This window comes from Stenotrophomonas sp. STK16_22 (genome assembly GCF_051984505.1).
In the GTDB taxonomy this organism is placed as follows: domain Bacteria; phylum Pseudomonadota; class Gammaproteobacteria; order Xanthomonadales; family Xanthomonadaceae; genus Stenotrophomonas; species Stenotrophomonas maltophilia_A.
Genome location: NZ_CP196972.1, coordinates 3692126 through 3704314 on the forward strand (window position 1 = coordinate 3692126; position 12189 = coordinate 3704314).

Here is a 12189-nt window from a genome sequence, read left to right on the forward strand (position 1 = left end):
TAATCCCCTCCGTCCCCTTTTTTCTTCAATCCAGGAACCGCGCGGCCTGCTCCGGTGCGGGCAGGTAACAGGCGTCATGCCGCCCGAACCAGCGGTAGCGGTTGCGGGCCAGCGCGCGGTACGCCGCGTCGCGCCAACTGCGCGGCAGCACGCGCAATGCACCGGTCAGGCGCCAGGCGCCGCCCAGCCCCGCCAGCACGCGCAGGATCGCATCGGTATCGGTCCAGGCGCCCTGTTCGTCCAGCAGCAGGAACGACATCGGGTCCTGCGGGTCCAGCCCATGCGCGCGTAACATCGCACTGCCCTGCGCGCCCTGCATCGCCGCAAAGCGGTAGCGGCCCTTGCGGTCGAAACGCAGCAGGAAGCGCACCCAGCGGTTGCACAGCGCGCACACGCCATCGAACACGATCACCGCGCTGCCGGCCTCGGCGGCGGAATCACTGCGGTTCGAGTCAGCCTTCATAGCGGATCAGGGCTCCGGCCCAGGGCAAGGTCACATCGACCAGGAAAGTGTAACGCGCACCCTGCCAGGCTTCGCGGCAACGCACACCACCAAACCAGCGCCTCGGCAGCGGCAGCAGCCCGAACGCCCAGACCCGCCGCACCGACCAGTCGATGCCACCGTCGCGGGCCTGCAGATCAAATTCGAAGCGCACCGCGCCCAGCTGCTCGCGCAGGTATCCCTCGTGTACCCACAGCCGCGACACCATCGGCCAGCGACCGAATCGTCGTGCCCATTGCTCGCCCTGCCCGTGTGCACTGAACGCCACTTCGGTGGGCAGCGCGTCGCCGTCCTTCGGCAACTGCGCCAACGCGGCCAGCAGCGGCACCAGCCAGTGTCGCCCTCTCACGATGCGCGCCTGCCCCACGTAGCGGCAAGGCAACGGTGCGGCATGCAGCGCCTGCACCGGCGCGGCCAGGGTGGCGAAGGCCGGCCCCAGCACGTGCGCGAACAGCGGCGGGGTCAGGACGCGATCCAGGCCAGGGTCGCCATGCGCCCGGTGCGACGGTCGCGCCGGTGCGAATACAGGTCCGGATCGGCCATCGTCGACACCGTGCCGCCATAGACCTGCGCCGGATCCATCCCCGCCGCCTGCAACCGCTGCCGCGCCAGCGCGAACAGGTCCACCTTCCAGTGCCCCTGGCGTGTCGCCACAAACGCCGCCTCGGCCGCCGGGTCGTGCCCGACGAAGGCGTGGAAGACCTCTTCGCCGATCTCGTAGTCGGCCGGCCCGGCCGCCGGGCCCAGCCACGCGCGAAGCTGCGCGGGCGGGGTCTGCATGGCGGCCACGGTGGCCTCCAGCATGCCGTCGGCCAGCCCGCGCCATCCAGCGTGAGCGGCGCCCACCTCGCTACCGTCGGCAGCGGCGAACACCACCGGCAGGCAGTCGGCGGTCAGGATCGCCAGCACCACGCCGGGCACCGAGGTCACCGCAGCGTCGGCCACCGGTTCGCTTGCGCCAGGCACCGGCGGCGTTGTGAAGCGCAGCACCGTGCTGCTGTGCACCTGGCGCAGCCAGTGCGGTGCCGAGGGCAGCGCCAGCCCCTGCTGCAGCAGCTGCCGGTTGTGCTCCACGTTGGCAGGGGTATCACCATCGGCCGCGTGCCGGTTGCCCAGGTTGAACTGCGCGAACGGCGCCGGCGAAATGCCCGCACCGTGCCGACGCGTGGTCAGCGCATGGACGCCCGGAGGCGCTGGCCAGTCCGCCTGCAGCAAAGGCAACGCGGCGGCCATCACCAGCGGTCCCGCTCGCGTGCGGCGAAGGCTTCGCTGTCTTCGCGCAGCACCTTCATCAGGTGCAGCATGTCGTCCGGCACCGGCGCGGTGTTGCGCACCGGCTCACCGGTGATCGGGTGCGTGAACTCCAGGGTCTCGGCGTGCAGGGCCTGGCGCTTGAAGCCGCGCAGCGCGGCTACCAGCTCATCGCTGGCGCCCTTGGGCAGCTTCAGCGCACCGCCGTACAGCGGGTCACCGATGATCGGATGGCGCACATGCGCCATGTGCACGCGGATCTGATGGGTACGGCCGGTTTCCAGGCGGCACTCCAGCGCGGTGTGCGCACGGAAGCGCTCGCGCAGGCGGTAATGGGTGATCGCTTCCTTGCCGTCCTCGCGCACGGCCATCTTCAGGCGGTCGCGTGGGTGGCGGTCGATCGGGGCATCGGCGGTACCGCCGGCCACCAGCGCGCCCATCACGATGGCCAGGTACTGGCGGTGCACGTCGCGTGCGGCCAGCTGCTCGACCAGCGCGGTCTGCGCTTCCAGGGTCTTGGCCACCACCATCACGCCGCTGGTGTCCTTGTCCAGGCGGTGCACGATGCCGGCGCGCGGCAGCACCGCCACCGAGGGGTCGCGGAACAGCAAGGCGTTGACCAGGGTGCCGCTGTGGTTGCCCGCACCCGGGTGCACCACCAGGCCGACCGGCTTGTTGATCACCAGCAGGTGCTCGTCCTCGAACAGCACGTCCAGCGGGATGTTCTCCGGCTGGGCGTCGGTCTGGGTCTCGAGCACCACATTGAGGGTCACGAGCTCGCCGCCGCGCAGCGGATCGCGCGGGCGCACCTGGGCGCCGTCCAGCAGCACCTCACCGGCCTTGATCCACTCGGTCAGGCGCGAACGCGAGTATTCGGGGAACAGTTCGGCCACCACGGCGTCGAAACGACGGCCGGCAGCGGTGTCGGGGACGATGGCCTGGCGGGCCGATTCAGAGGGTTGTTCAGACATGGCAGGGGGCATTCTTTGAAATTTTGGGGTCCCGGCGGCCGGTTTCAGTCGCTGGACAGGACACTAGGCTATCATCGACCCTTCGTATTCCAGCCGCGTCCCGCCTCGACCCCATGATCCGACGCTCCGCCATGCTCTCCGCGCCCGTCCGCCTCACCGCCCTGCTGCTGGTGCTGGTCATCGCCGCCACCGGCTGCCACCGTGGTGCCAAGAAGGGCGATCGCCCCGATGAAGGGACGCCGGTCGAACAGTTGTACGAGAAGAGCCACAAGCTGATGCAGGGTGGCAACTGGAGCGGCGCCGAAGCCAGCTTCCGCCGCCTGGTGGCCCAGTATCCGTACGGTCCGTACACCGAGCAGGCGATGATCGAGACCGCCTACGCCCAGTACAAGGCCGGCAAGCACGATGACGCGGTGTCCAGCATCGACCGCTTCATCCGTACCTACCCGACCCATCGCAACATCGCGTACCTGTACTACCTGCGCGGCCTGGCCAACTCCAACCGCAGTACGGTTTTCCTGCGCCGCGTATGGTCTCTGGATGCCAGCCGCCGCGACCTGTCCACGCCGCACCAGGCGTATTCGGACTTCAACATCGTGGTGGACCGCTACCCGAACAGCCGCTACGCCGCCGATGCGCGCCAGCGCATGCTGGAGCTGCGTGACGTGTTCGCCCAGCATGAGCTGGACAACGCCCTGTACTACATGCGCCGCGGCGCCTGGGTCTCGGCCGCCGGCCGCGCCAACTACCTGCTGGAAACCTACCCGCAGAGCGCCTTCCAGTACGACGCCGTGGCTGTGCTGGCCGATTCCTACACCCACCTGGGCAACAAGACCCTGGCCGACGATGCCCGCCGCGTCCTGCAGCTGAACCAGCCGGACCACCCGTGGCTGGAAGGCAAGTGGCCGAAGTACCCGTGGATGATCCGCAAGCTGAACCCGTTCGCCGGCGAGAAATCCGCCAGCACCGGCCAGCGCAACGCGCGACTGGAAAAGAAGTAAGAGAGGGCCCCGAAAGGGGCCTTTTCTTTATCGGTAGATCCACGCCATGCGTGGATGGTTCGTACGCCCATGGACCACGACACTAGGAATTCTACGAATTCCCGGCGGATGCGACGCCGGTCGCATCCCGCTCCGGCGACGCCCTCCACACTGCGGCGCAACGGCCATCCCGGCCGTGAAGGAGCGCCCCATGACCCTACCGCCCCGCCGTTTCCGCCCCCTCGCCTGCCTCCTTGCCACCGCCCTGCTGGCGCTGTCCTCGGGCCCCCTCGCTGCCGCACCGGGTGCACCGGGCGATCTGATGTCTGCTGCCCCCTATCGCGCGTCATGGGTGCCGTCCAAGGCTGCGCAGGCCTACAAGCTCCACTACCGCACCCCGGATCTTCGCGGCCAGCTGGCCGAAGGCACCGGCCTGCTGTACCTGCCCGCCGGCGCGGCTCCACCGGGCGGCTGGCCGGTGGTGTCCTGGGCACATGGCACCCAGGGCATCGCAGATCGCTGCGCGCCCTCGGTGTCCGGCCCCTACCAACCCGAACGCGACGGGCGCTTCCTCGATCAGTTCCTGGCCCAGGGCTATGCGGTGATCGCCGCGGACTACCAGGGGCTCGGCAGCCCAGGCGAGCATGCCTATCTGCACGTCCGCACGGCCGCGCGCAATGCCATCGACCTGGTCAAGGCCAGCCGCCAGTATCTGGGCAACGCAACGCTGTCGCCGCGCTGGGTATCGGTTGGTCATTCACAGGGTGGCGCTGCAGCCCTCACAGCCGGGCATCTGGCGCCCACCTATGGAGGCCCTTCCCTGCACTACCGCGGCAGCTTCACCACCGGCACGCCCACCGCCGTCGAGCTGACCGCGCTGGTGATGAAGCCGGACAACCGCACCGCCAATCCTGGCGCGCTCAACGCGTATCACGCGTATCTGCTCGACGGTCTGTTGCAGGTCGCGCCACAGATCGACCGCGTCCTCAGCGACACCGGTCGCGCCCGCGTGGCAGTGGCACGCGAGCAGTGCCTGGGCGAACTGGCCACCACGCTGGACGGTGCGGATACCGGCAGCATGTTCACTGCACCGCTGACCAGCGTGCCGGGCATCTGGGCGGTGCTGTACGACTATCTCGGCGTACCGCGCCGCGGCTTCAGCCAACCGCTGATGCTGGGCCACGGCAGCGAGGACCGCGATGTGCCCTATCTGACCACCCTGCTGTATGCCGCAGGCCTGGCCCTGCGAGGCGAGCCGGTCGCGTTCCGGCGTTACCCGGTCGACCACCGCGGCACGCTGGATGCGGCAGCGGCGGATGGCCTGGCGTTTGTGCGGGGACGGCTGGGGGACGGACGCTTCAACGACGCTGCGGAAACTGCCAGCCTCGAACAGCTGCTTGAGGACGCCCAGTAGATCCACGTCATGCGTGGATACGCGGTATGCGGGTTGCCGGCCAGCGGCCGGCACTACCGAACGCAGTAGATCCACGCCATGCGTGGATACGCGGTATGCGGGTTGCCGGCCAGCGGCCGGCACTACCGAACGGAGTAGATCCACGCCATGCGTGGATACGCGGTGTACGGGTTGCCGACCAGCGGCCGGCACTACCGAACGGAGTAGAGCCACGCCATGCGTGGATACGCGGTATACGGGTTGCCGGCCAGCGGCCGGCACTACCGAACGCAGTAGATCCACGCCATGCGTGGATACGCGGTATGCGGGTTGCCGGCCAGCGGCCGGCACTACCGAACGGAGTAGATCCACGCCATGCGTGGATACGCGGTGTACGGATTGCCGACCAGCGGCCGGCACTACCGAACGCAGTAGAGCCACGCCATGCGTGGATGCGCGGTATGCGGGGTTGCCGGCCAGCGGCCGGCACTACCGAACGCAGTAGATCCACGCCATGCGTGGATACGCGGTATACGGGGTTGCCGGCCAGCGGCCGGCACTACCGGACGCAGTAGAGCCACGCCATGCGTGGATGCGCGGTATACGGGTTGCCGGCCAGCGGCCGGCACTACCGAACGCAGTAGAGCCACGCCATGCGTGGATGCGCGGTATGCGGGGTTGCCGGCCAGCGGCCGGCACTACCGGACGCAGTAGAGCCACGCCATGCGTGGATACGCGGTATGCGGGTTGCCGGCCAGCGGCCGGCACTACCGGACGCAGTAGATCCACGCCATGCGTGGATACGCGGTATGCGGGTTGCCGGCCAGCGGCCGGCACTACCGAACGGTAGATCCACGCCATGCGTGGATGCGCAGTATACGGGTTGCCGGCCAGCGGCCGGCACTACCGGACGCAGTAGAGCCATGCCATGCGTGGATACGCGGTATGCGGGGTTGCCGGCCAGCGGCCGGCACTACCGGACGCAGTAGAGCCACGCCATGCGTGGATGCGCGGTATACGGGTTGCCGGCCAGCGGCCGGCACTACCGAACGCAGTAGAGCCACGCCATGCGTGGATACGCGGTATGCGGGGTTGCCGGCCAGCGGCCGGCACTACCCGCCAACCGCAGCTTCAGCCCTTGTAGCCGTTGCTGATCGGGTAACGACGCTCGCGGCCAAATGCCCGGCGCGAGACCTTCGGCCCCGGCGCAGCCTGGTGCCGCTTCCACTCGCTGATGCGCACCAGGCGCAGCACCCGGTCGACCACGGCCGCGTCGTAACCGGCCGCAACGATCTCCGTGCGCGACTGCTCCTGGTCGATGTAGCGGTACAGGATGCCGTCCAGCACGTCATAGGCCGGCAGCGAATCCTGGTCCAGTTGGTTCTCGCGCAGCTCGGCCGACGGCGGGCGGCTGATCACGGCCGGCGGGATCACCGGCGCGCCGCCCACGGTGTTGCGCCACTTGGACAGCCCGAACACTTCGGTCTTGTACAGGTCCTTCAGCGGCGCATAGCCACCGCACATGTCGCCGTAGATGGTGGCGTAACCCACCGCGTATTCGCTTTTGTTGCCGGTGGTCAGCAACAGGCCACCGAACTTGTTGGCCAGCGCCATCAGGATCACGCCACGGCTGCGCGACTGCAGGTTCTCTTCGGTCACGTCCGGCGCAGTGCCTTCGAACATCGGCGCCAGCGATTCCATCAGGCCCTTGAACGCCGGCTCGATCGATACTGCCTCCAGCTTCACGCCCAATGCCTGGCACTGTTCGGCGGCCAGGTCGTTGGACAGGCCCGCGGTATAGCGCGACGGCAACCGCACCGCGGTGACGTTTTCCGCGCCCATCGCGTCCACGGCCATGGCCAGCACCAGCGCCGAATCGATGCCGCCGGACAAGCCCAGCCACACCTTCTTGAAGCCGTTCTTGCGGCAGTAGTCCTGGATGCCACGGGTCACTGCGCGCCAGGCCAGCGCGTCCATGCTCTCGTCGCCATCGTCCATCCACACGTGCGGCATGAAGCGGCGGGTTTCACCGTCGTACTCCACCACCAGCCACTGGTCGACGAAGGCGGCGGCGGCCGGGTGCACGGTACCGTCGCCATCGGCCACTACCGAGGCGCCGTCGAACACCAGCGCGTCCTGGCCACCGACCACGTTGAGGTAGGCGATCGCCGCCCCGCTCTCACGGGTGCGTGCGGCCAGCACTGCATCGCGCTGGGCATGCTTGCCACGCTCGTAGGGCGAGGCGTTCGGCACCACCACCAGCTGCGCACCGGCGCGCACGGTGTCGGCCAGCGGCTCGGCGAACCACAGGTCCTCGCAGATCAGCAGGCCGACCGGAATGCCGTTGACCTCGAACACGCAGCTGCCGCCGTCCGGGTCGACATCGAAGTAGCGACGCTCGTCGAACACCGCGTAGTTGGGCAGCTCACGCTTGCGGTAGGTCTGCTCGACCAGGCCGTCACGCAGCACGCTGGCGGCGTTGTAGACCACCGCACCGGCCGCCTGCGGCCAACCAACCACGGCGGTGATGCCACGGCAGGCAGCAGCGATGCGGGCCATCGCCTGCTCGCACTCGTACAGGAAGCCCGGGCGCAGCAGCAGGTCTTCCGGCGGATAACCACTCACCGCCAGCTCGGGGAACATCACCAGCTCGGCGCCGTACTCGTCGCGCGCCTGGCCGATCATCTCGATGATGCGCTCGGTGTTGCCGGCGACATCGCCGACCGGGAAGTCGAACTGCGCCATCGCGATGCGGATCGAAGCCATGGGAATCCAGCCTGTGGTTGCAATGTGCCCATTGTAGCGCTGCGCCATGCGCGCGCCGGGCGCGCTCACTGCGTGGACAGCCCCGGCTCAGTAGATCCACGCCATGCGTGGATGGGGTTACCGGGATGGTCAGGGCACCAGACGCAGAAAGGCCGCCCGGAGGCGGCCTTTCTGTTTTCAAGCAGCCGGCCAGCGGCCGGCTCTACAGCATCGTCTGCCGGAGGCAGTCGATCTTATTTCACCAGCTTGGCGATGGCAGCGCCCAGGTCGCCCGGCGAGCGGACGGTGACAACACCGGCAGCTTCCATGGCGGCGAACTTGCCTTCGGCAGTGCCCTTGCCGCCCGAGGCGATCGCACCGGCGTGGCCCATGCGCTTGCCGGCCGGAGCCGACGCACCGGCGATGAAACCGACGACCGGCTTCTTCACGTGGTTCTTGATGTACTCGGCGCCGGCTTCTTCAGCGTCACCGCCGATTTCGCCAACCATGATGATGCCTTCGGTCTGCGGGTCTTCGTTGAACAGCTTCAGGCAGTCGACGAAGTTCAGGCCGTTGATCGGGTCACCACCGATGCCGATGCAGGTGGACTGGCCCAGGCCGACTTCAGTGGTCTGCTTGACCGCTTCATAGGTCAGGGTGCCCGAACGCGACACGATGCCGATCTTGCCCGGCTGGTGGATGTGGCCCGGCATGATGCCGATCTTGCACTCACCCGGGGTGATGACGCCCGGGCAGTTCGGCCCGATCAGCACGGTGTCCGGATGCGAACGGGTCAGCACGTTCTTGACGCGCAGCATGTCCAGCACCGGGATGCCTTCGGTGATGCAGACGATGACCTTGATGCCGGCAGCAGCGGCTTCCAGGATCGCGTCGGCCGCGTACGGCGGCGGCACGTAGATGACCGAAGCGTTGGCGCCGGTGCTCTGCACGGCGTCGGCAACGGTGTTGAAGACCGGCAGGTCGATGTGGGTGGTGCCACCCTTGCCCGGGGTCACGCCGCCAACAACCTGGGTGCCGTACTCGATCATCTGAGTGGCGTGGAAGGTGCCCTGCTGGCCGGTGAAGCCCTGCACGATCACCTTGGTGTTCTTGTTAATCAAAACAGACATGGGAATTCCTTGGTGTCGAATCAGGCAGCGTTCTTGACAGCTTCAACGATCTTCTTGGCGCCATCGTTGATGTTGTCAGCCGGGATGATGGCCATGCCGCTGTCACGCAGCAGCTGCTTGCCTTCTTCCACGTTGGTGCCTTCCAGGCGCACCACGACCGGAACCTTGACGCCCACTTCCTTCACGGCGGCGATGATGCCTTCGGCAATCATGTCGCAGCGGACGATGCCGCCGAAGATGTTGACGAAGATGCCTTCAACCTTGTCCGAGGACAGGATCAGCTTGAACGCTTCGATGACGCGCTGCTTGTTGGCACCGCCGCCCACGTCCAGGAAGTTCGCCGGCTCGCCGCCGTTGAGCTTGATGACGTCCATGGTGGCCATGGCCAGGCCTGCGCCGTTCACCATGCAGCCGATGTTGCCGTCCATGGTGACGTAGTTGATGTCCAGCTCCGAAGCGATCACTTCGGTCGGATCTTCCTGGGTCTTGTCGCGCATGGCGACCAGGGCCTTCTGGCGGAACGCGGCGTTGTCGTCGCTGTCGAACTTGCCGTCCAGCGCGTACAGGTTGCCGTCGTCCAGGATGGCCAGCGGGTTGATTTCAACCAGGGCCAGGTCCTTTTCGTTGAACAGGCGGTACAGGTTCACCATGATGCTGGCGAACTGGCCGGCCTGCTTGGCGGTCAGGCCCAGCTTGAAGCCGAAATCACGGCCGTGGTAACCCTGCACGCCTTCGACGAAGTCGACGTTCAGCGAGTGGATCAGCTCCGGGGTTTCAGCGGCGACCTGCTCGATCTCCACGCCGCCTTCCGAAGAGGCGATGTAGGTGATGGTCTTGGTGCCACGGTCGACCAGCACCGACAGGTACAGTTCCTTGACGATCTCGCCGGCGGTGGTCACCAGCACCAGGTTGACCGGCAGTTCAACGCCAGCGGTCTGGTAGGTGGCCATCTTGGTGCCGAGCATCTTGGCCGCAGCGGCCTTCACGTCGTCGGTGGTCTTGCAGAACTTGACGCCGCCAGCCTTGCCGCGGCCGCCAGCGTGGATCTGCGCCTTGACCATCCAGGGGCCCTGGCCCAGGGAGTTGGCAGCGGCAACCGCTTCGTCCGGGGTCGCAGCGACCTTGCCGGCCGGGACCGGGATGCCGTACTCGGCAAGCAGTTGTTTTGACTGGTATTCGTGGAAATTCATGCGTCACCGTGGGAATAGGAACGACCGCACGCAATTCCTCAGGGCCCCGGCGGGGCGCCGGCATGGACCGCGGCGGGCCCACTATTGTGGCCGAGCCGGCGCCGGGGCGCAAAGAAGTCTGTACAAAACGCCAGACGCGGGCAGATTTCCACCGTCATTCAGGCAGTTGCACCCGGGCCGGGGCTGGCCACCGGTATCCACGGCAGGCCAAATGCGCGATCCGGGCGGCTCCGGCGGCGTCCTGCCGGGGGCCCTATACTGGTCAACCAAGGTGTGTAGTGTCGGGCTTGCCCGGCGGCTTCCACCGCAGGCCACATAGAAGCGACGAACCCGCCCGGCTTCAGGGGATGCCAGGCAGGGCCGCCGCAGATTCCAGACCCAGGCAGCCAGAAGGGGAGTTCCGGCGTGTCACCCAGTGCTTCATTGATCGACCGCATCGAATCGATTCCGCGGCGTGAGCTGTACTTCTTCGCGCTGTACCGGGTGCTGATCGCCGCGGTCATCACCGGCCTGCTCTACAGCCCCCTGTCCGGCATGGTCGGCGAGGCCCATCACCCGCGTCTGGCCGATACCGTCGCGGCGATCTATCTGCTGCTGTCGCTGCTGGCCCTGGCGATCGGCCGCAACGAACGCTGGCTGCGCCCGATCGTGGTCAGCAGCGTGCTGGTGGACATCATCGCCGCCACCCTTCTGGCGCATGCCCTGCCCGGTGCCAGCGCCGGCATTTCGATGTCGCTGCTGTTCAACATCGCCGCTGCCGCCACCCTGCTGCCGCTGAGCTGGGGCCTGGGCCTGGCGGTTGCGGCCAGCCTGGCCACCGGTACCGAATACCTCTGGAAGGTGCTCGAAGGCGGTGACCCCACCCGCACGCTGGCCGAGCTGGCCATGTTCGCCACCAGCTACCTGGCGCTGGCCTTCATCAGCTACCAGGTGGGCAACCGCGCGCGCCGCAACCAGCAGCTGGCCAACCAGCGCGGCGACGAAGTAGCCAACCTGTTCCAGATCAACGAACTGATCATCCGCCGCATGCGTACCGGCGTGCTGGTGGTGGATGCCGACAACCGCATCACCCTGGCCAATGAAGCGGCCTCGATGCTGCTCGGCGACAACGACGGCATCGGTGAGACGGGACGCCTGGATCTGGCCAGTGCCGCGCCGGAACTGGCGCGCCGCCTGCAGCGCTGGCGCAACGGCTGGGCCCAGGACGAACTGCCGCTGCAGCTCAACCCCGACCAGCCGGAAGTGCAACCGCGCTTCGCCCGCCTGCTGGCCGGCAGCGAACTGGCGCTGGTATTCCTGGACGACTCCAGCGTGGTCTCGCGGCGCGCCGAATCGCTCACCCTGTCGGCGATGGGCCGCTTCTCGGCCAGCCTCGCCCATGAAATCCGCAATCCGCTGGCGGCGATCAACTACGCCGTGCAGCTGCTGGAGGAAGGCACCGGTTTCAACGAAAGCGACCGCCGCCTGCTGCAGATCATCCGCCAGCAATGCCAGCGCACCAACGGCATCGTCGAGAGCGTGCTGGGGCTGGCACGGCGCGAGCGCGCCACACCCGAGAACGTCGACCTGGTCGCCTTCGTGCGCCGCTTCGTGCTGGAGTACAAGCAGGGCCAGACGCTGGAAACCGACAGCATCGAACCGATCATCAGCGACACGGCGGTGATGGCGCAGGTCGACAGCAAACACCTGTACCAGGTGCTCACCGTGCTGGTGCACAACGCACTGAAGTACGGCCGCATCGGCCAGCAGCCGGCACGGGTGCGCCTGCGCGTGGCGCAGCACGAGCGCAGCGCGGTGATCGACGTGATGGACCGTGGCCCCGGCATTCCCGAGAGCGTGGCCGCACAGCTGTTCCGTCCGTTCTTCACTACCTCCGAGCATGGCACCGGGCTGGGTCTGTATATCGCCCGCGAGTTGTGCCGCGCCAACCAGGCACGGCTCGACTACATCCCGGTGCCGGCAGGAGGCTCGTGCTTCCGCCTGGTGCTGCCCGGCCCGCACACGCTGTTGCCCACCTGATTCAAATT

10 protein-coding genes are annotated in these 12189 nt (G+C 67.5%); 3 read left to right on the plus strand and 7 right to left on the minus strand.

Annotated elements, in window-relative coordinates; genetic code table 11:
- Window positions 1-25: 25 nt before the first annotated feature.
- Genes ACSYAO_RS17175 through rluD form a run of 4 tightly spaced genes read right to left on the minus strand, consistent with a single transcriptional unit; the run spans window position 26 to window position 2724 of the window.
- A complete protein-coding gene (locus ACSYAO_RS17175) occupies window positions 26-463 on the minus strand; it encodes a thiol-disulfide oxidoreductase DCC family protein (RefSeq protein WP_149908717.1) in 438 nt (145 codons plus the stop codon).
- A complete protein-coding gene (locus ACSYAO_RS17180) occupies window positions 453-944 on the minus strand; it encodes a DUF4166 domain-containing protein (RefSeq protein ID WP_149908718.1) in 492 nt (163 codons plus the stop codon). The genes ACSYAO_RS17175 and ACSYAO_RS17180 overlap by 11 nt, the downstream gene beginning before the upstream one ends.
- 20 nt (window positions 945-964) lie before the next feature.
- A complete protein-coding gene (pgeF, locus tag ACSYAO_RS17185) occupies window positions 965-1735 on the minus strand; it encodes a peptidoglycan editing factor PgeF (RefSeq protein WP_149908719.1) in 771 nt (256 codons plus the stop codon).
- Window positions 1735-2724, minus strand: a complete 990-nt coding sequence (gene rluD / locus ACSYAO_RS17190) for a 23S rRNA pseudouridine(1911/1915/1917) synthase RluD (protein WP_149908720.1) — start codon at window positions 2722-2724, stop codon at window positions 1735-1737. The genes pgeF and rluD overlap by 1 nt, the downstream gene beginning before the upstream one ends.
- A gap of 113 nt (window positions 2725-2837) precedes the next feature.
- Between rluD and ACSYAO_RS17195 the strand changes: the two genes are divergently transcribed.
- A complete protein-coding gene (locus ACSYAO_RS17195; protein ID WP_029379759.1) occupies window positions 2838-3725 on the plus strand; it encodes an outer membrane protein assembly factor BamD in 888 nt (295 codons plus the stop codon).
- 190 nt (window positions 3726-3915) lie between these two features.
- Window positions 3916-5118 (plus strand): lipase family protein, encoded by a 1203-nt coding sequence (locus tag ACSYAO_RS17200; RefSeq protein ID WP_149908721.1) that lies wholly within the window; start codon window positions 3916-3918, stop codon window positions 5116-5118.
- A 1110-nt stretch (window positions 5119-6228) separates the two neighbouring features.
- Here ACSYAO_RS17200 and ACSYAO_RS17205 read toward each other — a convergent pair.
- From ACSYAO_RS17205 to sucC, 3 genes are all read right to left on the minus strand, one after another.
- Window positions 6229-7863: an NAD+ synthase gene (locus ACSYAO_RS17205; protein ID WP_100437657.1), complete on the minus strand. Its 1635-nt coding sequence runs from the start codon at window positions 7861-7863 to the stop codon at window positions 6229-6231.
- Between the two features lie 233 nt (window positions 7864-8096).
- Window positions 8097-8972: a succinate--CoA ligase subunit alpha gene (gene sucD, locus ACSYAO_RS17210; RefSeq protein ID WP_005410793.1), complete on the minus strand. Its 876-nt coding sequence runs from the start codon at window positions 8970-8972 to the stop codon at window positions 8097-8099.
- Between the two features lie 20 nt (window positions 8973-8992).
- Window positions 8993-10162 carry an ADP-forming succinate--CoA ligase subunit beta gene (gene sucC, locus ACSYAO_RS17215; RefSeq protein ID WP_004154430.1) on the minus strand — a complete coding sequence of 390 codons (1170 nt, stop codon included), beginning with the start codon at window positions 10160-10162 and terminating at the stop codon, window positions 8993-8995.
- 405 nt (window positions 10163-10567) lie between these two features.
- Between sucC and ACSYAO_RS17220 the strand changes: the two genes are divergently transcribed.
- Window positions 10568-12181 (plus strand): sensor histidine kinase, encoded by a 1614-nt coding sequence (locus ACSYAO_RS17220; protein ID WP_049463506.1) that lies wholly within the window; start codon window positions 10568-10570, stop codon window positions 12179-12181.
- Window positions 12182-12189 lie beyond the last annotated feature (8 nt).